General features: G+C 67.4%; 20 protein-coding genes. 10 read left to right on the forward strand and 10 right to left on the reverse strand.

Annotated features, from left to right (window positions below; translation table 11 throughout):
* The first annotated feature begins 68 nt into the window (after positions 1-68).
* Both nth and IEJ03_RS08910 read left to right on the forward strand, forming a co-directional pair.
* Positions 69-707: an endonuclease III gene (nth, locus tag IEJ03_RS08905; protein ID WP_192034529.1), complete on the forward strand. Its 639-nt coding sequence runs from the start codon at positions 69-71 to the stop codon at positions 705-707.
* Positions 708-782: 75 nt separating this feature from the next.
* The gene (locus tag IEJ03_RS08910) at positions 783-1,535 is read left to right on the forward strand and encodes a YdcF family protein (RefSeq protein WP_192034530.1); all 753 of its coding nucleotides are present in this window, start codon (positions 783-785) and stop codon (positions 1,533-1,535) included.
* Positions 1,536-1,607: 72 nt separating this feature from the next.
* Here the strand turns inward: IEJ03_RS08910 and IEJ03_RS08915 are convergent, their stop codons facing one another.
* Both IEJ03_RS08915 and IEJ03_RS08920 read right to left on the reverse strand, forming a co-directional pair.
* A complete protein-coding gene (locus tag IEJ03_RS08915) occupies positions 1,608-2,333 on the reverse strand; it encodes a GntR family transcriptional regulator (RefSeq protein ID WP_192034531.1) in 726 nt (241 codons plus the stop codon).
* A 145-nt stretch (positions 2,334-2,478) separates the two neighbouring features.
* On the reverse strand, positions 2,479-3,219 hold the full coding sequence (locus IEJ03_RS08920) for a TetR/AcrR family transcriptional regulator (protein ID WP_192034532.1): 741 nt from the start codon (positions 3,217-3,219) through the stop codon (positions 2,479-2,481).
* 200 nt (positions 3,220-3,419) lie between these two features.
* Here IEJ03_RS08920 and xdhA point away from each other — a divergent pair, with 200 nt between their 5' ends.
* From xdhA to guaD, 4 genes are all read left to right on the forward strand, one after another.
* Positions 3,420-4,979, forward strand: coding sequence for a xanthine dehydrogenase small subunit (gene xdhA / locus IEJ03_RS08925; RefSeq protein WP_192034533.1), 1,560 nt, complete (start codon positions 3,420-3,422; stop codon positions 4,977-4,979).
* Positions 4,963-7,422, forward strand: coding sequence for a xanthine dehydrogenase molybdopterin binding subunit (gene xdhB / locus IEJ03_RS08930; protein ID WP_192034534.1), 2,460 nt, complete (start codon positions 4,963-4,965; stop codon positions 7,420-7,422). Before xdhA ends, xdhB begins: the two co-directional genes overlap by 17 nt.
* Positions 7,409-8,335, forward strand: coding sequence for a xanthine dehydrogenase accessory protein XdhC (gene xdhC / locus IEJ03_RS08935; protein ID WP_192034535.1), 927 nt, complete (start codon positions 7,409-7,411; stop codon positions 8,333-8,335). The genes xdhB and xdhC overlap by 14 nt, the downstream gene beginning before the upstream one ends.
* Before the next feature lie 74 nt (positions 8,336-8,409).
* The gene (gene guaD / locus IEJ03_RS08940) at positions 8,410-9,765 is read left to right on the forward strand and encodes a guanine deaminase (protein ID WP_192034536.1); all 1,356 of its coding nucleotides are present in this window, start codon (positions 8,410-8,412) and stop codon (positions 9,763-9,765) included.
* Positions 9,766-9,770: 5 nt separating this feature from the next.
* Here the strand turns inward: guaD and IEJ03_RS08945 are convergent, their stop codons facing one another.
* The 8 genes from IEJ03_RS08945 to IEJ03_RS08980 all read right to left on the reverse strand — a co-directional run bounded on the left by IEJ03_RS08945 (position 9,771) and on the right by IEJ03_RS08980 (position 19,645).
* On the reverse strand, positions 9,771-10,385 hold the full coding sequence (locus tag IEJ03_RS08945; RefSeq protein WP_192034537.1) for a hypothetical protein: 615 nt from the start codon (positions 10,383-10,385) through the stop codon (positions 9,771-9,773).
* A 260-nt stretch (positions 10,386-10,645) separates the two neighbouring features.
* Entirely contained in the window at positions 10,646-11,530 is an 885-nt protein-coding gene (locus IEJ03_RS08950; RefSeq protein WP_192034538.1) for a hypothetical protein, read from the reverse strand.
* Positions 11,531-11,542: 12 nt separating this feature from the next.
* Complete coding sequence (locus tag IEJ03_RS08955) at positions 11,543-12,541, reverse strand: adenosine deaminase (protein ID WP_192034539.1); 999 nt, start codon at positions 12,539-12,541, stop codon at positions 11,543-11,545.
* 84 nt (positions 12,542-12,625) lie between these two features.
* Positions 12,626-14,326 carry a thiol reductant ABC exporter subunit CydC gene (gene cydC / locus IEJ03_RS08960; RefSeq protein WP_242457917.1) on the reverse strand — a complete coding sequence of 567 codons (1,701 nt, stop codon included), beginning with the start codon at positions 14,324-14,326 and terminating at the stop codon, positions 12,626-12,628.
* Between the two features lie 8 nt (positions 14,327-14,334).
* Positions 14,335-16,020: a thiol reductant ABC exporter subunit CydD gene (gene cydD / locus IEJ03_RS08965; protein WP_192034541.1), complete on the reverse strand. Its 1,686-nt coding sequence runs from the start codon at positions 16,018-16,020 to the stop codon at positions 14,335-14,337.
* Between the two features lie 4 nt (positions 16,021-16,024).
* Positions 16,025-17,026, reverse strand: coding sequence for a cytochrome d ubiquinol oxidase subunit II (cydB, locus tag IEJ03_RS08970; protein ID WP_192034542.1), 1,002 nt, complete (start codon positions 17,024-17,026; stop codon positions 16,025-16,027).
* Positions 17,027-17,029: 3 nt separating this feature from the next.
* Positions 17,030-18,445: a cytochrome ubiquinol oxidase subunit I gene (locus IEJ03_RS08975; RefSeq protein ID WP_192034543.1), complete on the reverse strand. Its 1,416-nt coding sequence runs from the start codon at positions 18,443-18,445 to the stop codon at positions 17,030-17,032.
* Positions 18,446-18,658: 213 nt separating this feature from the next.
* Positions 18,659-19,645, reverse strand: a complete 987-nt coding sequence (locus IEJ03_RS08980; RefSeq protein ID WP_192034544.1) for a calcium/sodium antiporter — start codon at positions 19,643-19,645, stop codon at positions 18,659-18,661.
* A gap of 162 nt (positions 19,646-19,807) precedes the next feature.
* Here IEJ03_RS08980 and IEJ03_RS08985 point away from each other — a divergent pair, with 162 nt between their 5' ends.
* The 4 genes from IEJ03_RS08985 (at position 19,808) to IEJ03_RS09000 (ending at position 24,938) form a co-directional block, all read left to right on the forward strand.
* Positions 19,808-21,175 (forward strand): paraquat-inducible protein A, encoded by a 1,368-nt coding sequence (locus tag IEJ03_RS08985; RefSeq protein WP_242457918.1) that lies wholly within the window; start codon positions 19,808-19,810, stop codon positions 21,173-21,175.
* Positions 21,165-22,829, forward strand: a complete 1,665-nt coding sequence (gene pqiB / locus IEJ03_RS08990) for an intermembrane transport protein PqiB (protein WP_192034546.1) — start codon at positions 21,165-21,167, stop codon at positions 22,827-22,829. Before IEJ03_RS08985 ends, pqiB begins: the two co-directional genes overlap by 11 nt.
* 17 nt (positions 22,830-22,846) lie before the next feature.
* A complete protein-coding gene (locus IEJ03_RS08995) occupies positions 22,847-23,443 on the forward strand; it encodes an ABC-type transport auxiliary lipoprotein family protein (RefSeq protein WP_192034547.1) in 597 nt (198 codons plus the stop codon).
* Between the two features lie 172 nt (positions 23,444-23,615).
* Entirely contained in the window at positions 23,616-24,938 is a 1,323-nt protein-coding gene (locus tag IEJ03_RS09000; RefSeq protein ID WP_192034548.1) for a DEAD/DEAH box helicase, read from the forward strand.
* Positions 24,939-24,998 lie beyond the last annotated feature (60 nt).

Genomic DNA, 24,998 nt, shown 5'->3' on the forward strand with positions numbered 1-24,998 from the left:
TGGCGGCTCTCGAAACCACGGCAATGGCAACGGCCACCGAACCGCCAAGGCACGACAACGGACGAACCATGAACGCCCAGAAACGTTACGAGATCTTCACGCGCCTGCGCGAGCACATCCCTGAGCCCACCACCGAGCTCAACTGGGAGACCCCCTTCGAACTGCTCACCGCGGTGCTGCTGTCGGCCCAGGCTACCGACGTGGGGGTCAACAAGGCCACCGCCCGACTCTTTCCTGCCGCCAACACCCCCGAGGCGATCCTCGCGCTGGGCCTCGACGGCCTCAAGGAACACATCAAGACCATCGGCCTCTACAACACGAAGGCCGAGAACCTGATGAAGACCTGCCGGTTCTTGATCGAGCGCCATGGCAGCGAGGTGCCAACCACCCGCAAGGCCCTGGAAGCGCTGCCCGGGGTGGGCCGCAAGACCGCCAACGTGATCCTCAACACCGCCTTCGGCCAGCCGACCATCGCCGTCGATACCCACATCTTCAGGGTCTCGAACCGTACCGGCCTCGCCCCCGGCAAAGACGTGCTGGAGGTCGAGAAGAAGCTGATGCGCCATGTGCCCCGGGACTTCCGCCAGGATGCCCATCACTGGCTGATCCTGCACGGCCGCTACACCTGCGTGGCGCGCAAGCCGCGCTGCGGCAGCTGCGTGATTGAGGATTTATGCGAATTTGCCGATAAAGTGGATATCGGCTGAGCCGCTCCGGCCACTTGGCGGCGCGTCACCCCGAGCCTTTAGAACAATGAACAGAAATGACCACGAGGGACGCCCATGACCTGGCTCAAGTACCTGCTGTTACCCCCCTTCATCAATGTGCTGCTGGGCGTGCTGGGAGTCCTGCTATGGCGCCGAATGCCCTGGCTGGGGGCATCGATGCTGGTCCTCGGCGTGGGGGGCCTGCTGTGGCTCGCTACCCCCACCGCCAGCCACTGGTTGCGCGCCGGCCTGGAACCGTACCCAACGGTGCCGATGGCCGAGCTGGAGTCCACTCAGGCGATTGTGGTGCTGGGCGGTGGACGTGACTATCAGAGCCCCGAGTTCGGCTGGGGAGATGCCCCCAACAATGCCACCTGGCGCCGCCTTGGCTATGCCGCCCGACTGCACCGCCAAAGCGGCCTGCCCCTGCTGGTCAGTGGCGGCCGGGTGCATGATGAAGAGCGCGCCGAGGCCGCGCTGATGGCTCTGGCGCTAAAAGAAAGCTTCGGCCTGGAGGCCGCCTGGCAGGAGGCTGAGAGCCGCAACACGGCAGAGAACGCTCGCTTCAGCGCCGCGCTGCTTGAGCAGGAGGGCATCAGTCGGGTGGCCCTGGTATCCCAGGCCTGGCACCTGCCCCGGGCGGTACCGGAATTCGAGCGCGCCGGGCTCGCCGTCGTGCCCGCCCCCACCGAATTCTCAAGCCCGCCACCGGCCGGCTGGCGGGCCTGGCTGCCCCGGGCCTACCACCTGCGCCACAGCAGTCAGGCCCTGCACGAGTGGCTGGGGCGCAGCGTCTATGCGTTACGGGCGCAGCTGTTCAGGGACTGAGTTCAGGGGCGGAATTCAGGGTCTGAGGGGAGCGGCACCCGCGGAAGGACGCCGCCGCTGCAGTGGGCGGCTCTAATCGCCCCGACCAAACAGGGCACCGAGATCGATGGCGCTGGCCGGGGCGTTCAGGTCCAGCAGCGCCTCGAGGGAGCTCAGGTGCGTCTGGATGCGGGCACGGGCGGCATCGGGCTGCCCCGCGACGAGCTGCGCTAACAAGTCGTCGTGGTCGCCCGCCAGGTAGCAGGACTCGAGGGCCACCGGCTTGTAGAGGGCGATCACGATGGAGGTGCGTAGAATCAGATCACCGAGCATGGTGCCAAGAATGCGGTTGGGGGAATGCTCGGCCAGGCAGTGATGGAAGGCCAGCGACTCCTCGATGCGCCGCTCCTCGTCGCCCAGGGAAAAGGCGGCCTTCTCCGCCTTCGCCAGCGCCGAGAGCCGCTTCTGCACGGTAGGGGACAAGGACCCGGTGAGCAGTGCCACCACCTCGCCCTCGACCAGGCGGCGCGCCGCGAAGATCTCGCGCGTCTCGTCGACATCGGGAGAGGCCACCCGCGCCACCTGATTGGGCCGCTGCACCGCCACATGATTGGCGACCAGCCGAGTCAGTGCCTTGCGCACCACCGAGCGGCTGACCCCGAAGGCCTCGCCGAGCGCCACCTCGGGCAGCCGAGTGCCCGGAGGCAGGCGCTGCATCAGCACCGCACGCCGGACCTGCTCGACGATCTGCTCATCGCTGACGCGACTGCCCGTCGGGGTACTGCTGCCATGCTGCTCGTGCTGCCAACTGCCGCTCATGCTTGCCGTCCGCCTAGGTCACGCCCCGGGAAAGCGCGCCACCCTTGAAAGAGAGAAACAACGCGGCCCTCGCGACCGCATCACAGGGCCGCCATTGTATACCGGCCCTGTATGCCGGGTCAGCTCCGCAGCATGTAAGGCCACCTCAGCGACGGATACCGCAGCCCTTGAGGATCAGCTGACACAGGAAGTCGGTAATGTCCTGATGATCCTGCTCGTTGAGCGCCTCACGGCCGGTGATCCCCAGCACCTGGGGTTCGAAGTCGGCGTAGTGCTGGGTCGCCGACCAGATCAGGAAGATCAGCCAGACCGGGTCCACCGGATCCATCAGCCCCCGCTCGGCCCACTGCTCGAAGACCCGCGCCCGCGCCTGCACCCAGTCTCGCAGGTCGCCGCGCAGGTAATCCTGCAAGAAGGGCGCGCCACCGAGCACCTCGGCGGCGAACAGCCGTGAGCCACGGGGATGCGCCCGGGTCAGCGCCATCTTGCTGCGGATGAAGGCCTCCAACACCTCGGCGGGGTCATCATCGACGCGGATGTCGTCGAGCATCGCGTTCCAGCGCGCCATCATCCGCTCCAGCAGCGCCACATAGAGCCTGCGCTTGCTGCCCACGTAGTAGAGCACGTTGGACTTGGGCAGCCCCGCCGCCTCGGCGATCGCCTGCACGCTGGCACCCCGATAGCCGTGCCGGGCGAACACCTCCTCGGCGGCCTCGAGGATCGCCTGCTCGTTGCGCTGACGTGTCGCCGTGGCCTCGCCACTCCCCTCACCCGAGGGCCCAACCGAAGGCTCATGGGCATGCACACGAGTGTCGGGGCCGGCCTCGGCTCGTGAATGAGAAGTCGCACCTGTCGGCGGGTCGCCAACATCGGAAATCACCGTCATCGCAGGTCTCGGGCTAGGGTCAGGAAACGCCGTGCAGCGCGCGCGCCAGGCAGGCCTCGGGGATAGCTTGCCGCAGCCGTTCAAGGGCTGCAACGCCGCCCCATCCTCTTGCACTGCCGCATACTTTGCGCCACTCTTTTATCAACCTGACCAATCGGTCAAGAGCAGCAATGTGCCAACAATAACAAGCCGGGACCGCAATGATCGACTTCTACTTCAACGGCGAGCCCCAGTCCCTCGCTGGCCTCCCCCCGGATGCCAGCGTGCTGGAACTGCTGCGCGCACACCTCCATGCCACCGGTACCAAGGAGGGCTGTGCCTCCGGCGACTGCGGCGCCTGCACCGTGGCGATCGGCGAGATCGATGGGCAAGGCGGTCTTCGCTACCATAACGCCAATGCCTGCATCCTGCCGGCCCATCAGCTCAAGGGCTGTCACCTGGTCACCGTCGAGGGCCTTGCCCGGGGAGAGGCCTTGCACCCCGCCCAGGCCGCCATGGTCGACTGTCATGCCAGCCAGTGCGGCTTCTGCACGCCGGGCATCGTGATGTCGCTGTTTACACTTTATGAGACCACCCTCGATGAGGCCGAGCGTCAGCAAGCCTCGCTTGCCCCCTTCTCTCAAGCACGCCTTGAGGCCGCCCTGGGCGGCAACCTGTGCCGCTGCACCGGTTATCGGCCGATCCGCGACGCCGCCCAGACCATGCTGGCCTACCCGGCCCGGCCTCCCGAGACCACCCCCGCCTGGGCAATCGACGAGAGCCTGCCCGCCCGAGTGGCGGCCAGTGCCCAAGGTGGGACCGAGGCACCTGGCACACCCCTGCCCGCCCAAGCCGCTGAGGGGAGTTATCATCGCCCCGCGAGCCTCGCGGCCTTTCACGTGCTGCGCCGACTCCACCCCGAGGCGCGTCTGGTCGCCGGCGCCACCGACCTGTGGCTCGAACGCACCCAGCAGCTCAAGATACTTTCCGAACTGATCGACCTGCGCGATGTGGCGGAACTCCAGGTGCTCGAGGAACACGACGACGGACTGCGCATCGGCGCCGCCGTCCCCTATGCCCGCCTCAAGCCGTCTCTCGAGACTCACTTCCCGGCGTTCGCCCGGCTACTGCATCGCTTCGCCTCCTCGCAGATTCGTCATCGGGCGACCCTGGGCGGCAACGTCGCCAACGCCTCGCCGATCGGTGACGGCCCGCCGGTGCTACTGGCTCTGGACGCCACCCTGATCCTTGACGGCCCTGAGAGGGCCCGCGAACTGCCGGCTCAGGACTTCTTCCTCGATTACCGCCAGACGGCACTGAAGCCCCAAGAGGTGCTGCGCGAGATCGTGCTGCCCTGGTTGCCCGAGGGGCGCCAGCTCAAGGTCTGGAAGCTCTCCAAGCGCCGCGAGGACGATATCTCGGCGGTGCTCGGCGCCTTCGGCTGGCAGCTCGAGGGCGGCCGACTCCGCGACGTCCGGCTGGCCTTCGGCGGCATGGCGGCGATTCCCGCCCGCGCCCGGGGGGCCGAGGCCGCCCTCGAAGGTCAACCCCCTTCCGAGTCGATCTTCGCGGCCGCCAGGCGAGCGCTCGAGGATGACTTCCAGCCGCTGAGCGACATCCGCGGCTCAAGCGACTATCGCCGGCTCGCCGCCGCCAACCTGCTCGAGCGACTGCGGCTCACGGTCATGGCCGCTCTTTCGCCCACCGCGGAGGCCCCAGCCGCGGACATCCCAGACACCCCGGCTGCACAACAGGTGACTCTCGATGCGTACGCTGACTAGGCTATCTTCCGCTTCTTCTTCCCCGTCCGACACCGCGTGCGACGTGACGGCTGTCGATACCAAGAGCGTCAGTGCCAAGAGGGTCGACGCCAAGGCGGCCCAGCAACACGAGAGCGCCATCAAGCACGTCACCGGCCGGGCGGCCTATATAGACGACCTGCCGGCCCCGGCCAATGCACTGCATGTGGCCATCGGGATTTCCCCGGTGGCTCATGGACGCCTGAGACGACTGGATCTGGATCCGGTGCGGGCCATGCCAGGCGTGGTGGACGTGATCACGATCCATGAGGTACCCGGCCACACCGATATCGGCCCGGTCTTCCCGGGCGACCCGATCTTCGTCGATCACGAGATCAGCTACGCCGGCCAGTGCCTGTTCGCAGTGGCCGCCGAGAGCCACGACGCTGCGCGCCGCGCGGCCAGGGCCGCGATCATCGAAATCGACGAGCAACCGGCGAGCCTCGACCCGGTGGCCGCCGCCGCGCGGGATGATGTGGTGCGCCCCACCCACGTACAGCAATCCGGCGACTGGCAGCGGTCCCTCGCGAGTGCGCCTCATGTCATCGAGGGCGAACAGTTCGTCGGCGGCCAGGAACACTTCTACCTGGAAGGCCAGGCCTGCCTGGTCACCCCCAGCGAGGACGAGGGCGTGGTGGTGCATACCTCGAACCAGCACCCCAGCGAGACGCAGAAGCTGGTTGCCGAGGTGCTGGGCATCCCCTTCCATGCGGTGACCGTGGAGGTGCGCCGGATGGGCGGTGGCTTCGGCGGCAAGGAGACCCAGGCCTCCCCCTGGGCCTGCATCGCTGCCCTCTTCGCCCGGCGCACCCAGCGCCCGACCCGCCTGCGGCTTTCTCGAAGCGATGACATGCGCCTCACCGGCAAGCGCCACTCCTTCCACAGCCGCTATCGGTTGGCGGTGGACGACAACGGCGTGATCCAGGGCGGTGACATGACCCTGATCGGCGACTGCGGCTTCTCGCCGGATCTGTCCGAGGCGATCGTCGATCGGGCCATGTTCCACGCCGACAATGCCTACTCGCTGGGCGCGGCGCGGGTTACCGGCCACCGGGCGCGCACCCATACCGCCTCGAACACCGCCTTTCGCGGTTTCGGTGGCCCCCAGGGCATGATGCTCATCGAGCAGGCGATGGACGACATCGCCCACCGCCTGGGCGAAGACCCGCTGAGCATTCGCAAGCGCAACCTCTATCGCCCGGGACGCGCCACGACCCACTACGGCCAGGACATCGAACAGCTCGACCTGCTACACGAGCTGATCAGCCGGCTCGAAGCCAGCAGCGACTACTGGACACGCCGTGCCGAGATCGACGCCTTCAATGCCCAAAGCCCGGTCATCCGCCGCGGCCTGGCGCTGACGCCGGTGAAGTTCGGCATCTCCTTCACCGCCAAGCACCTCAACCAGGCCGGCGCCCTGTTGCACGTCTATACCGACGGCAGCGTGATGATCAATCATGGCGGCACCGAGATGGGCCAGGGCCTGCACACCAAGGTCTGCCAGGTAGTGGCTCGTGAGCTGGGACTCGAGCTTTCGTCCGTGCGCATCAGCGCTACCCGCACCGACAAGGTACCCAACACCTCGCCCACCGCGGCCTCCAGCGGCGCCGACCTCAACGGCCAGGCGGCCCGCGACGCGGCACTTAAGCTGCGTGAGCGACTCTTCGCCTTCGCCCTGGAGACCCTGTGGCCTGAAGCGGGGCTGAACAGCGACGACCTGCGCCTCGAAGGGGGCATGCTGGTGGCCGGCGACGGCGACAACTGCCGCATCTCCTGGGGCGAGCTGGTGCAAGCAGCCTATCTGGGCCGCGTCTCGCTCTCGGCCAAGGGCTTCTACTCGACACCGCTGATCCACTATGACCGCGCGGCCGCCAAGGGCCGGCCCTTCTACTACTTCGCCTATGGCGCGGCGGTGAGCGAGGTCGCCGTGGATACCCTCTCCGGCGAGTACCAGGTGACTCGCGTGGATATCCTGCATGACGTCGGCGACTCCCTGAACCCGGCCCTCGACATCGGTCAGATCGAGGGCGGCTTCATTCAGGGCATGGGGTGGCTGACCAGCGAGGAGCTCAAGTGGAATGACGCCGGCCGGCTGCTCAGCGACGGCCCCGCCACCTACAAGATCCCCGCCTTCGGCGACCTACCGGCGACCTTCAACGTCGCCCTGCTCGAGGGACACCCCAACTCTCAGGCGAGCATCTATCGCTCCAAGGCCGTGGGCGAGCCGCCCTTCATGCTGGCGATCTCGGTATGGTCGGCGCTGCGAGATGCCCTTGCGAGCCTGGCACCCACCGGCCATTGCCCGCGGCTGGATACCCCCGCCACCCCGGAGCGGGTGCTAATGGCCATTGATACCCTGCGCCAAAAGACCGGTGAACACACCTCTGGCACGCCTCGGGAGGACGAACCGCATGCTTCGGCCTGACGCGCCCCCCCAGGCCGGACCTGATCTGGCCGAGCATGACCTGGCCGGGCATGACCTGGCCTGGCACGCCGCCCTGCATCGACTGCAGGAAGCCGCCCGGCCCCATGTGCTGGCGAGCCTCGTCGGAGCGGCGGGCTCGACACCCCGGGAGCCCGGCACCAAGATGGTGATCACGGCAGAGGCCACCTTCGATACCCTGGGCGGCGGCAGCTTCGAGTATCAGGTGATCGCGGCCGCCCGGGAGGCGCTGGCACGAGGCGAGCGTGCGCCACGGCTGGAGGCCTTTCCCCTGGGGGGCCGCTCCGGCCAGTGCTGCGGCGGTTACCTGCACGTGCTGATCGAACCCTTCGCCGGAGCCGAGCGCCGCATCGCCCTGTTCGGCGCCGGCCATGTCGGCCAGGCGCTCGTGGGGCTGATGGCACCCCTGCCCTGGCGCCTCGACTGGTTGGACAGCCGCGCCGACGCCTTTCCGGCTTGGGCCACCGACGAGGCGGCGCCGCCCAGGCTGCGACTGCACCGGATGGATAATGAACCGGAGACGGCGACCGCCGCCGTGGCCGCCCTGCCTCCGGGAAGCGATGCGCTGGTGATGACCCACGACCACAGTGAAGATCTTTGGCTCATCGATGCCCTGCTCCGGCGTGATGATCTGGCCTCGATCGGCCTGATCGGCTCCTCAAGCAAGTGGGCGAGCTTTAAGCGCCGACTCGCCGAGGCCGGCCATGAGGCAGATACCCTCGCCCGGGTGCGTTGTCCGATCGGGATCACCGGCGCCACCGGCAAGCGCCCCTATGAGATCGCGCTGGCCGTGGTCGCCGAACTATTGACGCTGGCGCCCGATCAGCCCCCCAGGTCCGATCGGCGCGGCATCGCCCCCGAGACGCTACGCGAGGCCTTCGGCCCGGACCGTTAGCTCTCTTTGCCCCCTAGATTCATAGAATAACTGCAGCACAACACGTCCCTGATGACCGCTGGAGATGATTCCCCATGACCGACCCCCGCCCCGCCCTGCTGCGCGGCCCCCTGGTGCGCCTGCTCGACGACCCCGGTGAAGACGACCGCCCGGCGCCGGGCAGCCTGTCGTATCTCGAGGACGGCGCCCTGTGGCTCGAGGACGGCAAGGTCCATGCGGTAGGAGACTATGCAGAGCTCGCGCCTCGCCTGCCCGCCGGCATCGAGGTGGTGGACTACTCGGGCAAGCTGCTGATGCCGGGGTTTATCGACAGCCACGTGCACTTCGTGCAGCTCGACATCCTGGCCTCCTACGGCCGCCAGCTGCTCGACTGGCTCAACGACTACACCTTCCCAGAGGAGTGCCGCTTCGCCGAGCGCGCCCACGGCGAGGCCGTCGCCGAGGCCTTCCTCGACGAGCAGCTGCGGGTCGGCACCACCACTGCCCAGGTGTTCTGCAGCTCGCACCCCCAATCGGTGGATGCCTTCTTCAGCGCCGCCCGACGCCGAGGGCTGCGCATGCTGGCCGGCAAGGTGCTGATGGATCGCAACGCGCCCGACGCGCTCACTGACAGCGTGGCCAGCGGTGTGGCCGACAGCGAGCGGCTGATCGCCGATTGGCACGGCAATGACCGGCTCGGTTATTCGCTGACGCCGCGTTTCGCCCCGACATCCACGCGGGCGCAGCTCGAGGCCACCGGCGCCATCCTGCGCGCCGCGCCGGATCTTCACCTGCAGACACACCTGGCCGAGAACATCGGCGAGATCGCCTGGGTCGCCGAGCTCTTCCCCGAGGCCCGGGACTACCTCGACGTCTACGAGCGCTTTGGCCTGGCCGGTCCCCGCAGTACCTTCGCCCACGGTATTCACCTGGATCAGCCCATGCGCGAACGCCTGGCCGGGGCCGGCGCCAATATCGCCTTCTGCCCGACCTCGAACCTGTTTCTCGGCAGCGGCCTCTTCGATCGGCTGGCCTGCCGGGAAGCGGGACTCGCCACCAGCCTCGCCAGCGACGTGGGCGCCGGCACGGATCTTTCCGGCTTCGCCACCCTCAAGGCCGCCTATCAGGTCGGACAGCTGCTCGGCCAGCCACTGACTGCCTGGCAGGGCTTCTACCGCCTGACCCTTGGCAATGCCCGGGCCCTGCGACTCGATCAACACATCGGCGCCCTGCGCCCGGGCCAGGAGGCCGATATCGTGGTGCTCGACCCGGCGGCCACGCCACTCCTGGCCCGGCGCACGGCGCGCATCGGCAAGCCAGATAGCCTCGATCAGGCAAGGCTCGGCGAGCTGCTGTTCGCACTGATGATGCTCGGCGATGATCGCAGCGTCTTCGCCACCTGGGCCGGCGGAGAATGCGTGCACCGGCGCGAGAGCGACGGCACACGGTGATTCGCTTATAGCTCCTGCATCCACTGCCTGATCCGGTGACGTTGGCGGCGACTGGCGAGTCGCTGGGTGTCCAGACCATCTGGGATGAGTCGACAGTCGTCGCCCTCCGGATCCAGCCGGAAACGCCGTCGTGCCCCGATGGGATTGTCCTCGGAGCCATAGATAGCGACGACTCTGATCTCGAGGGCCCTATACGCCCTTCGTGACAAAGCCTCCTTGCCGTCGTCGTTGAGCCCGTGGTGATCGGTGAGGTGCTCAAGGATTTGCCTGAAGCTCCCCACGTGCAAGTAGGCCCCCGAGTCGAGAGGCCCCTGATGGCTACGGTATTGCTGCTCCTCGTCCCCGGATCGCTGATAGTCGACGATATCGAGCTGCTTCTCGCCCTCCTCGGTCTCGAGAACGGCAATGATATGCTGAACGAAGATCGCCTCAGCGCTCATGTTGCTGATAAGGCACAGGGAGGTCAGGTTCTTGCCGCTACCGCGGTTGATGATGATGCGAGGCCGACGCTGGCGGATATACCCGTTGTAGAGCAGTTGCGCATAGAAGAGCCATACCAGCAGTGTCAGGATGCCGGTGAGGGCGCTGATCGCCCCGGAATTCTGGTTGAGCCACTGCATGTGATACCGACCTCCCTGCCAGGCTTTCGCTTCGCTGTGTCCGTGAGCGCAAGGATAGCAACTCAGGCCGGCCCCATCTCCGGCTGCGTCCACGGCCAGTCGTCCTTCGCCAGTTTCGGTTGGAAGGCGACTGGCACAGGGCCTGATGCCGGCGGCGAGTGCGTGTTCGGCGCGAGAGCGACGGAATGCGCCGAGCGAAGAACGCTCGGCGCAGGGCCTATCCAGCCATCAGGAAGGGAGAAGGGACCGAGACAGGCGACTCAGTCGTCGGTTGGCGAGGCCAGGCGGCGCGGGGCTGCGGCGATACCGGCGGCGAGGGTGCGTGCGCCGCGATAGCTGAGGTAGAGAAAGCCCAGTGGCAAGAGCATGGTCTGCACGAGGAACAGCATGGTCAGCTCGACGAGGTTCTGGGTCATGGCATCGAAGCGATCCATGGCCGCCTGAACCCGGTCATTCACACCGCTCCCCAGACGCTCCTTGAGCCCCTGCCACCAGCCCTGTTCGGCGGAGCCCTGCCCGCCTACCTCACTCTCCAGGCCCCCGGGTGTTGCCTCATCGGCGATCCGCTCGAGCACCGCCTGATCTTGCTCAAGCGCTGAATAGAGTGCCTCCCGACTGTCGGCCAGGTACAGCGCTTCGACGCTGGCGCTGGCCAGGGTCACCGCAATGACTGCGAACCGCAGGAAGGCGGCGATGATCACCAGTCGGCCGGCGATGGCTCGCCAGCGCGACTTGCCGGCCTGCAGCACCGCCAGCAGCCCCAGGCAGGCCATCGACAGCACCACCTTGACCGGCACGCTGCCGGCCACACCCAGCAGTAGCTTCTGAAAGGCCAGCGACACGGTGGAGGCAAACATCACCCAGGAGAAGCGCTCGATCATGTCGTTGGCGGGGTCGAGCACCTCGCCGAACTGGACCTGCACCAGCAGGGCATCACCGGTCACCGACTGCAGCACCGAGATCACCGCATTCAATGCCTTGGCGAGGGCGAAGCTCTGAAAGGCGCTGGCCAGGGTGGCATCGAGGGTGCTCGCGGCCAGCGCCTCGGGCAGAGGCATCCAGGCCAGCAGCGCCAACAGGATGAGCCCGAGGCTCGCCAGGGTGCGCCTTGATGACAGCGTGGCCAGGCGTGACGTGGACGACATGGGACGCGCGCCTCAGCCGGACACCGCGGCCAGGCGCTTGAGCAAGGTCTCGCGACGCGCCTCGCTCATGAAGGCGGCCTCGAGGGCATTGCGTGCCAGGGCGACGAAGGTCTCCTCCGACCAGCCGAAGGCGCGCTGGCAGGCCAGGAAGTTTTCAAGCATGCCACCGCCGAAGTAGGCCGGGTCATCGGAGTTGAGGGTCAGGGTGAGACCGGCCTCGAGCAGCGCCGGCAAGGGGTGATCATCGAGCCGCTCGACCACCTTGAGGCGCACGTTGGAGAGCGGACAGACGGTCAGCGGCAGGCGACGCTCGATCAGCTCCGCGACCAGCGCCGGGTCCTCGAGGCAGCGCACGCCGTGGTCGATGCGGCAGACATCCAGCACGTCCATGGCCTCGCGGATATAGCTCGCCGGCCCCTCTTCGCCGGCATGGGCGACCCGCGGCAGCCCCAGCGCCTTGGCGCGATCGAAGACGGCGGCGAACTTCCCCGGCGGATGGCCAAGTTCGGCGCTGTCGAGCCCCACCGCATCGATCAGCTCCCAGTAGGGAGCGGCCTGCTCGAGCACCTGCATGGCCTCCTCGGCGGAGCGATCCCGCAGGAAACTCATGATCAGCGCCGTGGAGAGATCGAGCTCACGCTCGGCCAGGCGCATGGCCCGGGTCAGGCCCTCCATCTGGACATCCAGTCCGATGCCACGGCTCAGATGCGCCTGGGGGTCAAAGGACAGCTCGACGTGCACCACCCCTTCGCCGTGGGCGCGGCGGAAGTAGTCCATGGCCAGATCGAAGAAGTCCTCGGCGGTCCGCAGCACCGCCATGCCCTGATAATAGAGATTCAGGAACGACTGCAGGTCGTCGAAGTCGTAGGCGGCCCGCACCGCCTCTACCGAGGCATAGGGCAGGACCACGTCATTACGTTGGGCCAAGGCAAACATCAGCTCGGGCTCCAGGGAGCCTTCGATATGCAGGTGCAGCTCGGCCTTCGGCAGGCGGGTCAGGAAGTCGTGCATGGGGCTCTCCAATCAGTCTTGCGCCTATCGTGGGGCAAGTCGGTCATCCGCGCAAAGCCTTTGCCCGGATGACCGACAGTGGCCTCAGACGAGCCGACCCTCACGCAGCGTCAAGGTCCGGGTGACCCCCGGCGGATCGCTGCCATCGTGGCGCAGCTGATGCACCAGATAGAGCACCGTGCGCCCGGCAAGCCAGGTATCCAGGCGCTCGGCGATGCGCGACGCCATCGAACGATCAAGCCCGGCGAAGGGCTCATCGAGGATCACCAGCGGCGCCTCCAGCAGCAGCACGCGCGCGAGTACCAGGCGCCGCGCCTGGCCGCCGGACAGCTGCCGGCCGCCCTCGCCGACCCGCGTCGCAAGTCCCTGGGGCAGTTCGCGCGCCCAGGCGGCCAGCTCCACGAGCTGAAGCACTCTCCACAGCGCGGCCTCCTCGGCATCGGGCGCGGCCAGGCGCAGGTTGGCGGCGAGGCTGTCGTCGAAGAGCTCGCTGTGCTGGGTGAGATAGGTCGTGCGGGTGCGCAGGTCATCGAGGGCCAGGTCGCCGAGCAAGACGTCATCGCGCCGCACCTCGCCCCGATCGGGATCTAGCAGGCGCACCAGCAGCGCCGCCACGCTCGACTTGCCCGCACCGGAGGTCCCGAGCAGCGCCAGGCGCTCACCGGCCTCGAGGCGGAGATCGAGCCCGGCGAGCGCCGGGGTCAGCGCCCCCGGGTACTTAAGGGTGACGTTGTGAAGACGCAGCGTCGGCGCCCCCCCGGGGAGCGCCAGAGGCGCCTCGGGCTCGGTGAGCACGCTGCGCGATCGCCCCAGGGTATTGAGGCGTCGCGCCGCGGCGCGGGTCGCCCCCAGCGCCGTCAGCGCGGTCGGCAGCGCCCCCAGCGCCTCCCCCATGGCCAGCACGGCCAGCGGCATCATCACCATCAGGGGTCCGGACAGGGCCTCTGCCCGATACGCCTCGGCACCCAGCCACAGCACCAGCACGGCCGCCAGACCAACCCCGAGTCCGACCAGAGCGTTGCCCAAGGCGGCTATCCGCCCCAGGTGCCACTGATCGGCATAGAGCACCGACTGATCCTCCTCGATACGCGTACGGTGGCTGGCCAGGGTGTCGTAGCTCTTGAGCTCGGCGAGGCCCTGCAGGGTCTCGAGAATACGCCCCCGAAGTCGGTCGAGGGTCGCCACCCGCCGGGTGCTGGCGGCCATGCCCAGCCTGGCCTGACCGACGACCAGCCAGGCCCACAGCGCGAGCAGCATGGCACCGACCGAAAGGCCCGCCGACAACAGGAAGATGCCCAGCAGCCCGCTGACCAGGGCGATCGCCAGCAGCGCCACCAGCGGCGGGGCCAATAAGCGCAGATAGAGGCTGTCCAGGGTGTCGATATCGGCGGTCAGCCGGTTAAGCCATTCGCTGGCCCGTCGCTGGCCAAGGGCTCGGGCGTCGAGGCGGGCCAGTACCGCGAACATGCCGCTGCGCAGTTCGGCGAGCAGACGCAGCACGCTGTCATGGTTGTAGACCCGCTCCAGATAGCGGGCGACGGTGCGCAGGACCGCGAAGGAGCGGATGCCGCCGCCGGGGGCATAGACCTCGAGGCTCGCCGCCACGCCGGCGGCCAGCAGCGCCCCGGTCAGGGCGGTGGCGGTGATGAACCAGCCGGAGAGTGCCAGCAAACCAATCGCCGCCCCCACCGTCAGCGCCAGCAGCAGGGCGCCCAGCGCCATGCGCGCCCGCCGCCTCGCCAGCAGCTTGAGCCAGGGGCGCAGCTCGCTTATCAGATCGCTCATCAAAGACCTCATGCGCTTTCCTCCTCGACCCGCTGCCCGGCCTCGAGGCGCACCACCCGATCCGCAAGCACCATCAGGGCGGGGTGATGGGTGGCGATCACCAGGGTTCGCCCCTCCTCGGTGAGTCGGGCAAGCGATGCCGCCACCTCGGCCTCGCTGGCCTCATCCAGGCTCGCGGTCGGCTCGTCGAGCAGCACCAGCGACGCATCGCTGAGAAAGACTCTCGCCAGTGCCAGCCGCTGCGCCTGGCCGCCGGAGAGCCCGGCTCCGCGCTCCCCGATGGGGGTCTCGAGCCCCGCCGGCAGGCGCGAGAGCAACTCGGCCAACCCGGCCCGTTGAAGCGCTTGTCGCATGGCGTCATCACTCGCCTGCGTATCGGCGAGTCGCAGGTTGTCGGCGATCGTGCCCTGAATCACCAGTGGGCGCTGATCCATCCAGGCCGGCCGCGCCTCAGACATGACCTCCGCTCGCCCCGCACTCGGCGCCACGAAACCAGCAATCAGCTGCAACAGGGTCGACTTGCCGGCTCCCGAGGGACCGGTCAGGGCGATGACCTCGCCGCGGCGCACCTCGAGGGACACAGGACCCAGCACCCGACCACGCCCCGCATGCTCGACGCAGGCATCTATCAGACGCACCGGGACGTCAGCATGCGTCCTTCCTTCGGGGCGCATCTCGGCCGACGCTGGCGGCGTCTCGTTGAGAAGCACCACCAGCGCCTCGGCGGCGCCGAGGGCCGCGGCACGGTCATGATAATGCTGAGAGAGGCTGCGCAGCGGCTGGAAGAACTCCGGCGCCAGCAAGAGGATCGTCAGGCCACTGTAAAGCGTCAGCGACGCCGAAGGGCCATAGTCGATGTAGCCCAGCAGGCCGAAGCCCACATAGATCGCGATCACCGCGATGGCCACCGAGGCGAAGAACTCGAGCACCGCCGAGGACAGGAAGGCGAGGCGCAGGGTCTTCATGCTGCGGGCGCGATAGTCATCGGCGGCCCCGAACACCTCATCGGCGGCACTGGCCGTGCGCCCGAAGAGCTGCAGCGTGGTGATGCCCCGCACCCGATCGAGGAAGTGGCCCGAGAGCCTTGTCACGGCGGCGAACTGCGCCTGATTGAGGCGCTGGGCACCCATGCCCACCAGGGCCATGAACAGCGGAATCAGCGGCGCGGCCAGCAGCAGGAATACCGCCGCCAACCAATCGAGGCTCAACACGATGGCAAGGATGACCAGCGGCAGCGCCGTGGCCAGGCGCAATTGCGGCAGGAAGCGGGCGAAATAGCCGTCCAGCGCCTCGACCTGCTCGACCAGCTGGCTGCCAAGGCCCGCCGAGTGGCGCGACGCCAGCCGCACCGGGCCCAGCGCCGCCAACTGATCGAGCAGGGCTGCCCGTGCGCGAGCCCGAATGGCCAGGCTGGCCGCCTGGGCGGTGGTGTCCTGGACCCACTGCGCCAGGGCGCGAAGCCCCAGCACGGCAATCAGCGCGACAAAGAGCGCGCCGACCGGCGCCTCGGGGACGCCGGTCAGTAGTCGGTCGATGATCAGTGCCAGCAGCAGCATCTGTACGATGGTGCACAGCCCGCCCCCCAGGCCGGCCAGGGTAGCCAGGGTCAGCCGCCGGCGCTCGCCGGCGGCCAGATCCTTGAGCCAGCGCTTGGACGTGCGAGGTTCCTGATTGCTCGCATCACGGGACGCCATGGTGTCAGTGATAGCCTTCGCCGGTGCGCACCTTGCCGCGGAAGACCCAGTAGGACCAGGCGGTATAGGTCAGCACGATCGGGATCACGAACAGCATGCCGAGCAGCAGGAAGAGCTGGGATTCCGGTGCCGAGGCGGCGTCCCAGATGGTGTGATCCGGCGGCACGATCACCGGCCACTTGCTCACCACCAGCCCCAGATAGGTGAAGATGAACATGCCCAGTGTCGCCAGGAAGGGCATGCCTTCGCGCCGGCGGCTCACCCAGCGATGGATGCCATAGGCGCAGGCCAGCGCCAGCACCGGCAGCAGCCAGATCAGGGAAACCTCGCCGAACCAGCGCTCACGCACGCCACCGTCGACGAAGGGCGTCCAGACACTGATGATGGCGAACACCACCAGCACCGCGGCCAGAAGCTTCGGCGTGATGCGATAGGCCCACTCCTGCACGTGACCTTCCGACTTCAAGATCAACCAGGTGGCACCGAGCAGCGAATAGCCGGCCATCATACCGAGGCCCGTGAGCACGGTGAACGGGGTCAGCCAGTCCAGTGCGCCGCCGACATAGACGAAGCCTTCGGTCTCGAAACCCTGGATGTAGGTACCGACCACCGCCCCCTGGGCGAAGGTCGCGACGGCCGAGCCCCAGCAGAAGGCACGGTTCCACCAATGCCGGTTCCGTTTGGACTTGAAGCGAAACTCGAAGGCCACGCCGCGGAAGATCAGCCCCGCCAGCATCAGGAAGACGCCGATATAGAGCGCCGGCAGGAACACCGAGTAGACCAGCGGAAAGGCGCCGAGCAGGCCCGCGCCCCCCAGCACCAGCCAGGTCTCGTTGCCGTCCCAGATCGGCGCTACCGAGTTCATCATCACGTCCCGGGAATCCTCGTCCGGGGCGAAGGGGAAGAGGATGCCCAGACCGAGATCGAAGCCGTCCATCAGCACGTACATGATGATCCCGAAGCCGATGATCCCGGCCCAGATCAGTGACAGATCGAAGGTTTGCATGGCTCAGCTCCTGACTGGATGACCGGCGTCATCATCGAAGGGAATGTGGCTGGCAGACAACGGCCGCTTGGCGCGCTCGATATCATCGACCACCGTCTCCTGATCGTGGGGCAGCATGCCCTGGCGAATGACCCGCAGCAGGTAGTAGATGCCGGCCCAGAACACCACCGTGTAGACGGCCACGTAACCGATCAGCGTGAACAGCGCCATGCCGCCGGTCAGCGAGGGCGTCACCGCCTCGTCCTGGGTCATCAGGCCGTAGACCAGCCAGGGCGAGCGCCCCGCCTCGGTGACGATCCAGCCCGCCAACACGGCGATGAAGGGCGTGACCGACATGCCGACAAGCACCTTGAGATAGCGCTCATGGCCATAGACACGGCCGCCGCGACGCAGCCAGAGGCCGGTCACCGCCACGCCGATCATCGCAAGGCCCAGCGCCACCATCACGCGGAAGGACCAGAACACCAGGCCCACCACCGGCTGCTCGGCGACCGGTACGTCCTTGAGCCCCGGGACCACGCCATCGACATGGTGGGTCAGGATCAGGCTGGCGAGGCTGGGGATGCCGATCTCGACCAGGTTGTCCTGGGCATCCTTGTCGGGAATCGCGAAGAGCAGCAGCGGCACATGAGACTGGGTTTCCCAGTTGCCCTCCATGGCAGCCACCTTGGTGGGCTGGTGCTCCAGGGTGTTGAGGCCATGGAAGTCACCGACCACCGCCTGGGCCGGGGCCAGCACCAGCAGCAGCCACAGGCACATCGACAGCGCCTTCTTGTTGGCGGCCACGTCACGCCCCCGCAGCAGGAACCAGGCACTGACCCCGGCCACCACGAAGCCACCGGTCAGGAAGGACGCCATGCCCATGTGCACGAAGCGATAGCCGAAGGAGGGATTGAAGAGTGCCTCGGCCCAGGACGTCACATAAAAGGTCCCGTCGACCAGTTCCACCCCGGCGGGCGTCTGCATCCAGCTGTTGGCGGCGAGGATCCAGAACGACGAGATGAAGGTCCCTACGGCGACCATGATGGCCGCAAACAGGTGCACGCCCTGCGGGACCTTGCCGCGGCCGAACAGCAGCACGCCGAGGAAGCCGGCCTCGAGGAAGAAGGCGGTCACTACCTCATAGCTGAGCACGGGGCCCAGGAAGTTGGCCGAGGCCTGGGCGAAGTTGCTCCAGTTGGTGCCGAACTGGAAGGACATCACGATGCCGGACACCACCCCCATGCCGAACACCACCGCGAACACCTTGGTCCAGAACACCGCCAGGCGCTCCCAGGCAGGGTTGCCATTGGCGAAGAACAGACCGTTCAGTAGCGCGATGTAGGACGCCAACCCGATCGTGAAGACCGGAAAGATGGCATGAAAGCACACCACGAAGGCGAACTGGAGTCGCGACAGAACGAGTGGATCAAGCTCCATAAGAGCCTCCCTGAGCCTAGGATAATGGCGATACCGCTAGTGAAATTCACTGCCTTGCGATGAAGTTACGACTAACGCCACCCATGCTATGCCAAACCTGCATGTAAATCGTCGCTTCAGGTGTGTCGCGATGCCGCACTTTCACCCCTCGGGCATGTGGTTGATTGCCGCACATCACGCGCGGGCTCGGCTCGAGCTTCCCGGCTCGATGCCTCAACCGCCGCCCTGGATCACCACCCTGACCAGATAGGCCGTGTAACCGACAAAAAGAGCCAGCAACAGGCCACCCTCGAGGCGGTTGATGCGCCCGCCACGACCTTTGATCCCGAAGGCGAAGACGGTCATCGCCAGGGTCATCACCGCCATCACCGGCCAGTCCCGCATCATGACCTCGCCGCCCACCTGGATCGGCGTGATCACGCCGGCCAGCCCCACCACGCCCAGGGTATTGAAGAGGTTCGAACCGACCACGTTACCCAGCACCAGATCATGCTCGCGACGACGCAGGGCGCTTAATGAGGAGGCCAGCTCCGGCAGCGAGGTGCCGATCGCGACGACGGTCAGGCCGATGATCAGATCGCTGACGCCGAAGGCCTGGGCGATGGCCACCGCCCCCCAGACCAGCAGGCGAGAACTGGCGACCAGCAACACAAGCCCCACCAGCGTCCAGGTCACGCTGGCCTTCAGCGACATGGGATGACTCTCGAGGCTATGATCGGTCTCACTGGCCAGGGTGTCGGTGGCGGCCTCGGCCTGGCGCCCCTGCCAGATACTCGCGCCGATGAAGGCCGCCAGCGCCACGAGCAGGATGAGCGCCTCCGTCGTGTCGATCACCCCATCGCGCAGCTGCCAGGCAGACAGCAGCGTGGCCCCACACAGGATCGGCAACTCCCGGCGCAGGACCCCGGACTGCACGGCAAGCGGCGCGATCAGCGCCACCAGCCCGAGAATCAGCCCGATGTTGGTGATGTTCGACCCGTAGGCATTCCCCAGCGCCAGGCCCGGATTGTCCTGGGCTGCCGCCAGCGCCGAGACCATCAGCTCCGGCGCCGAGGTGCCGAAACCGATCACCAGCATGCCGATCAGCAGCGGCGACAGGCCCAGATAGCGCGAAGTCGACGCCGCCCCGTCGACGAAGCGCTCGGCGCTCCACACCAGCAACGCCAGTCCGGCGATGACGGCTACTATCGGCAATCCCATAGACTCCCTCTCCCTGTGTCTCGCTGTGTTGTCCTGGCAAGCCGCCCCGTTGGAGCGGCGCCGGCTGTCGCCATGCCCTGCCGGCGCACTGTAGCATCGAGTCCGGCCAGGATTGTATGTCTTCTGCCAGCCGTCATAATGGGGAAAAGAAGGAACTCGGCCTTGATCGATACGCATAGTCCAGCCCCCTCCCTCCCGGCACATGAGGGCCCTCCCGAGACGCAACCGTCCCGGCGACGCCTGCGCGCCTGCCACGAATGTGACTGGCTGGTCCAGCTACCGCCGCTGCATCGTGGCCAGAGCGCCGACTGCCCGCGTTGCGGCCACACCCTGTCGACCCGTCATCATCGTCCGGCCGAGCGCAGCCTGGCGCTCGCCATTGCCGCCCTGCTCAGCCTGGTCATGGCAATCAGCCTGCCCTTCGTGAGCTTTCAGGTCAGCGGCCTTGGCCATCGCATCAACCTGACCGAGACCGCCACCAGCCTGATCGGCCTGCACCAGCCGCTGGTGGCGGTGGGCGTGGTGCTGACCATCCTGGTGCTGCCGATGGTCTATCTGGCCAGCGTGATCTGGCTGCAGGTCGGCCTGCTACGCCGCTCGCTACTGCCCGCCAGCCGCGACATCGCCCGGACCCTCTCCCACCTGCATCCCTGGATGATGGCGGATGTGTTTATCGTCGGAGCCCTGATCAGCCTGATCAAGATCGCCGGCATGGCCGAGGTCTCGCTGGGGTTGGCCTTCTGGGCCTTCTGCTGTTTTGCCCTGCTGCTGTTGCTCACGACCCAGTCGCTCGATGCCGACTGGATGTGGTTCTCGCTGGCCGGTGAGCCCGCCGCTCCCGACGGCGCCGTGACGGGGGCCCGCGCCACGCCCCAGGGGCTGACCGGTTGCTCGACCTGTGGCCTGGTAAACCGCCTGGACGCGGACGGCAACGGCCGCTGTCGCCGGTGCGGCGAACGCCTGCACGCCCGCCTGCCCCACAGCCTACAGCGCACCTGGGCCCTGCTGGCGGCGGCCACGCTGCTTTACCTGCCCGCCAACCTCTACCCGATCATGATCACCACCTCCCTTGGTCACTCGGATCCCTCCACGATCATCGGCGGGGTCATCACCCTCTGGCAGCATGGCTCCTATCCGATCGCGGCCATCATCTTCATCGCCAGTATCCTGGTGCCGGTCAGCAAGCTCATGGCGCTGGCCTGGCTATGCCTGGCGGTTCCCCGCAGCGGCGAGCTGAATGCCGTCACCCGCATCCGGCTCTATCGGATCACCGAACTCATCGGCCGCTGGTCGATGGTCGATGTGTTCGTGGTGGCCATCCTGGTGGCCCTGATTCGTGCCGGCAATCTGATGTCCATCGCCCCGGGGCCGGCGGCGCTGGCCTTCGGCGCGGTGGTGGTGCTGACCATGCTGGCGGCCATGGCCTTCGATCCCAGGCTGATCTGGGACCCGCCCCTGCCCCGATCCCACCAGACCGGCGCTACGGCGCTTTCCACCTCCGCTGACAAGGACGTTGCCCATGACCACTGATGCGCCTGGCCAGGACACGCCCCCCTCTCGAGCTCGAGTCAGTCGTCACTCACGGCTGTCGCCGATCTGGATCGTGCCCCTGGTGGCACTGCTGATCGGCCTCTGGCTGCTCTATGACGACTACATCAGCCGCGGCCCCCAGGTCACCCTGATCATGAGCAATGCCGAGGGCATCGAGGCTGGCAGCACCCTGATAAAGACCCGCAACGTCGAGGTCGGCCGCGTCGAACAGGTCCGGCTGTCCGACGACCTGAGTCACATCCGCGTGATCGCCCGCATGAGCCCCGATGTGGAACCGATGCTGGTCGAGGACGCCCGCTTCTGGGTCGTCAAGCCGCGTATCGGGCGGGAAGGCATCAGCGGGCTCAACACCGTGCTGTCCGGTGCCTATATCCAGCTGCAACCCGGCAGCAGCAACGAGTCGAGCTATCGCTTCGAGGTGCTCGAGCAGCCCCCGGTGGCGCCTGCCGATGCCGAGGGTATCCGCCTCAACCTGGTGGGCCAGCTCGGCAACTCCCTACGGGTAGGCGATCCTGTGACCTATCACGGCTTCACCGTCGGCCGCGTCGAGGAAGCCCGCTTCGACCCCGAGACCCGGCGCATGCGCCATCGTGTCTTCGTCGAAACGCCCTACGACGTGCTGGTCACCGACAGCACCCGCTTCTGGCCGGCCAGCGGCGTGGACCTCAAGCTCGATTCCGAGGGCGTGAGCGTCAACGTCGAATCCCTGGAAGCGCTGCTTGGCGGTGGCGTGACCTTCGGGGTGCCCGAGGATGTGCCGCTGGGCCAGCCGGTCAGTGCCGACACTACCTTCACCCTCTACGAGGACGCGGAGAGTGCCCGTCAGGGCACCTTCAACCGCTACTTGGAATATGTGCTGCTGGTCGACGAGACGGTGCGCGGCCTGTCCCGCGGTGCCCCGGTGGAGTTTCGCGGCGTGCGGGTCGGCACGGTGGCCGCCGTCCCCTGGGAGCTCAACATCGATGAGCGCTCGCGTCGTGCCGGCTTCGCCATTCCGGTGCTGATCCGCATCGAGCCGCAGCGGCTCGGTGAGAACCTGGAGACGCTGGATCTGGAGAGCTGGCGGACGCGCTTCGAGGGCTGGTTCGAGAACGGGCTGCGCGCCTCCTTGAAGGCCGGCAACCTGCTGACCGGCGCGCTCTATGTCGACCTCAACTTCCAGCGCCCGGCCGCCACCGATTACCTGGCCGACAGCTACCAGAATCGCCCGGTATTTCCCACCACTCCGGCGGGGCTCGCCCAGATCGAGCAGAAGGTCTCCAGCCTGCTCGACAAGCTCAATGGCCTGGAGGTCGAACCCGTGCTCGAGGGCCTGAATCGCAACCTGGCGGCGTCCGAAGCCATGCTCCAGGAAGTGCGCGCCCTGACGTCCAGCGTCAAGGCGCTCACCGAGGATCCCGATACCCAGCGCCTGCCGGGCGCCCTCACCTCGACCCTCGACGATCTCCGAGTCACCCTGGAGGGCCTGTCCCCCGGCTCCACCGCCTACGACGAGCTGACCGCGACCCTCGAGCGCTTCGATGCCCTGATGCGGGACCTGGAGCCGGTGGCCAAGACCCTGAGCGAACAGCCCAATGCCCTGATCTTCGATCGCCCCCGCGGCCAGGACCCCCAACCGCGAGCCCCCCGATGAACGGCAAGGAGAGCCCGATGCCCTTACTTCGCACCCTGGCCCTGGTGGCCATCCTGGCCTGGCTTGGCGGCTGCGCCACCCAGGCCGCACCGACGCGGCACTACAGCCTGCCCCCCGACCAGACGGCTCCGCCCGAGGCGACGAAGCACCAGGGGGCGGACGAGCATCTGCTGGTGGTGCGCCCCCTCGCCCTGGCGAGCTTCCTGGAGCAGCCGGGCATCGTGCTGCAGCTCGACGACATCACCCTGAACCCGGCCCGGGATCATCTCTGGGCCGAGGACCTGGGCCCGATGCTCGAGCGGGGCCTGCGCCGGCGCCTGGGCCGACGCCTGGCGGACACTCGTGTGCTGGCCGAGGCCAACCCGGCGGTTCCGCCGAGGGCGATGACCCTGCGCCTGGAACTCGAGCGCTTCCAGGGACGCCACGATGGCCAGGCAATGGCCGCCGGCCAATGGCAGCTACGCGGGGCCGACGGGCAGCTGCTGACCCTGGAGACCTTCGAGGTCGAGACGGCGCTTACGAGCGACGGCTATCCGGCCCTGGTGCGGGCGCTCGGCGAGAGCTGGGATACCCTGGCCGACCGGCTGGCGAGCCGCATTCGCGCCCTGCGCTGAGCGGTTAGCAGGCTTAAAAGCTGCGTCCAGCAGATTTTTCTGTCATCATGCGGGTCCGCGGCACTTTATGGTCCCTCCTGCCGCGTCTGTCACCGATTTTTCCTCACGGCACCGCCCGGGACTCGCGCCACCTCTTTCGGCGAGCGGCGGTGTCGTGTTATCCGGAGTTTGCATGAGCTTTTCCGACCTTGGCCTGCGTAGCGAACTGCTGCGCGCGGTCGAAGAACAAGGCTACACCGTTCCCACCCCCATCCAGCGCCAGGCCATTCCGGCCGTGCTCAAGGGGGGGGATCTCCTCGCCAGTGCCCAGACCGGCACCGGCAAGACCGCCGGTTTCACCCTGCCGCTGCTGCAGCGCCTGGCCGACGGCCCCCGCCCCAAGGCTCGCCAGATTCGGGCCCTGGTGCTGACCCCGACCCGTGAGCTGGCCGCCCAGATCGGCGACAACGTCGAAGGCTACGGCCGCCACCTTAAGTTGACCTCCAAGGTGATCTTCGGCGGCGTTGGCCAGCAGCCTCAGGTGGATGCCATCCGCCCGGGTCTCGATATTCTCGTCGCCACCCCGGGGCGCCTGCTGGACCTGCATCAGCAGCGCCATGTCGATCTGTCTCAGGTCGAGACCCTGGTGCTGGATGAAGCCGACCGTATGCTCGACATGGGCTTCATCCACGACATCAAAAAGCTGCTGCGCCTGCTGCCGGCCAAGCGTCAGAACCTGCTGTTCTCGGCCACGTTCTCCAACGAGATCCAGACCCTGGCCAACCAGCTGCTCGACGAGCCGACGATGATCGAGGTGGCACGCCGCAACACCACCGCCGAGACCGTCGATCAGGCGATCTACAAGGTCGACCGGGAGAAGAAGCGTGAGCTGCTGGCCCACCTGATCAAGGAGAAGCAGTGGTATCAGGTGCTGGTGTTCACGCGCACCAAGCACGGTGCCAACCGCCTCGCCGAGCAGCTCTCCAAGCAGGACATCCCGTCCATGGCGATCCACGGCAACAAGAGCCAGTCCGCGCGCACCAAGGCGCTGGCGGCCTTCAAGTCGGGCGACCTGCAGGTGCTGGTGGCGACCGATATCGCCGCCCGTGGCCTCGACATCAGCGAACTGCCCCATGTGGTGAACTTCGAGCTGCCCAACGTTGCCGAGGATTACGTTCACCGCATCGGCCGCACCGGCCGTGCCGGCAGCGAAGGCCAGGCGGTGTCGCTGGTCTGCGTCGACGAGCATGGCCTGCTCAAGGGCATCGAGCGGCTGATCAAGCGCGACCTCGAGAAGCGCATCGAGCCCGGCTTCGAGCCCGACCCCAACGCCAAGCCTGAGCCGATCGAGAACGGCCGCGGCAAGGGCGGCGGTCGTGGCCGCGGGGGCAACGGCCGGAGCGGCAACGCTCGCAACGACGGTGGCCGCGGCGGCAATCGCGGCAACGATCAGCGCCGTCAGAGTGACGACAATCGGGCGCCGCGCCGCCGCGCCCGTCGTCCCAAGCAGGCCTGACTACAGGGCCGCCCGGGAGAGGCCTGACCCTTGCTGGACAGGGCCTCTCCGACACTTCCG

The organism is Halomonas sp. YLGW01, from assembly GCF_014840935.1.
In the GTDB taxonomy this organism is placed as follows: domain Bacteria; phylum Pseudomonadota; class Gammaproteobacteria; order Pseudomonadales; family Halomonadaceae; genus Onishia.

Coding starts and splice junctions, on each gene's coding strand:
- nth (WP_192034529.1), top strand. CDS start 69: ATGAACGCCCAGAAACGTTACGAGATCTTCACGCGCCTGCGCGAGCAC.
- IEJ03_RS08910 (WP_192034530.1), top strand. CDS start 783: ATGACCTGGCTCAAGTACCTGCTGTTACCCCCCTTCATCAATGTGCTG.
- IEJ03_RS08915 (WP_192034531.1), bottom strand. CDS start 2,333: ATGAGCGGCAGTTGGCAGCACGAGCAGCATGGCAGCAGTACCCCGACG.
- IEJ03_RS08920 (WP_192034532.1), bottom strand. CDS start 3,219: ATGACGGTGATTTCCGATGTTGGCGACCCGCCGACAGGTGCGACTTCT.
- xdhA (WP_192034533.1), top strand. CDS start 3,420: ATGATCGACTTCTACTTCAACGGCGAGCCCCAGTCCCTCGCTGGCCTC.
- xdhB (WP_192034534.1), top strand. CDS start 4,963: ATGCGTACGCTGACTAGGCTATCTTCCGCTTCTTCTTCCCCGTCCGAC.
- xdhC (WP_192034535.1), top strand. CDS start 7,409: ATGCTTCGGCCTGACGCGCCCCCCCAGGCCGGACCTGATCTGGCCGAG.
- guaD (WP_192034536.1), top strand. CDS start 8,410: ATGACCGACCCCCGCCCCGCCCTGCTGCGCGGCCCCCTGGTGCGCCTG.
- IEJ03_RS08945 (WP_192034537.1), bottom strand. CDS start 10,385: ATGCAGTGGCTCAACCAGAATTCCGGGGCGATCAGCGCCCTCACCGGC.
- IEJ03_RS08950 (WP_192034538.1), bottom strand. CDS start 11,530: ATGTCGTCCACGTCACGCCTGGCCACGCTGTCATCAAGGCGCACCCTG.
- IEJ03_RS08955 (WP_192034539.1), bottom strand. CDS start 12,541: ATGCACGACTTCCTGACCCGCCTGCCGAAGGCCGAGCTGCACCTGCAT.
- cydC (WP_242457917.1), bottom strand. CDS start 14,326: ATGAGCGATCTGATAAGCGAGCTGCGCCCCTGGCTCAAGCTGCTGGCG.
- cydD (WP_192034541.1), bottom strand. CDS start 16,020: ATGGCGTCCCGTGATGCGAGCAATCAGGAACCTCGCACGTCCAAGCGC.
- cydB (WP_192034542.1), bottom strand. CDS start 17,026: ATGCAAACCTTCGATCTGTCACTGATCTGGGCCGGGATCATCGGCTTC.
- IEJ03_RS08975 (WP_192034543.1), bottom strand. CDS start 18,445: ATGGAGCTTGATCCACTCGTTCTGTCGCGACTCCAGTTCGCCTTCGTG.
- IEJ03_RS08980 (WP_192034544.1), bottom strand. CDS start 19,645: ATGGGATTGCCGATAGTAGCCGTCATCGCCGGACTGGCGTTGCTGGTG.
- pqiB (WP_192034546.1), top strand. CDS start 21,165: ATGACCACTGATGCGCCTGGCCAGGACACGCCCCCCTCTCGAGCTCGA.
- IEJ03_RS08995 (WP_192034547.1), top strand. CDS start 22,847: ATGCCCTTACTTCGCACCCTGGCCCTGGTGGCCATCCTGGCCTGGCTT.
- IEJ03_RS09000 (WP_192034548.1), top strand. CDS start 23,616: ATGAGCTTTTCCGACCTTGGCCTGCGTAGCGAACTGCTGCGCGCGGTC.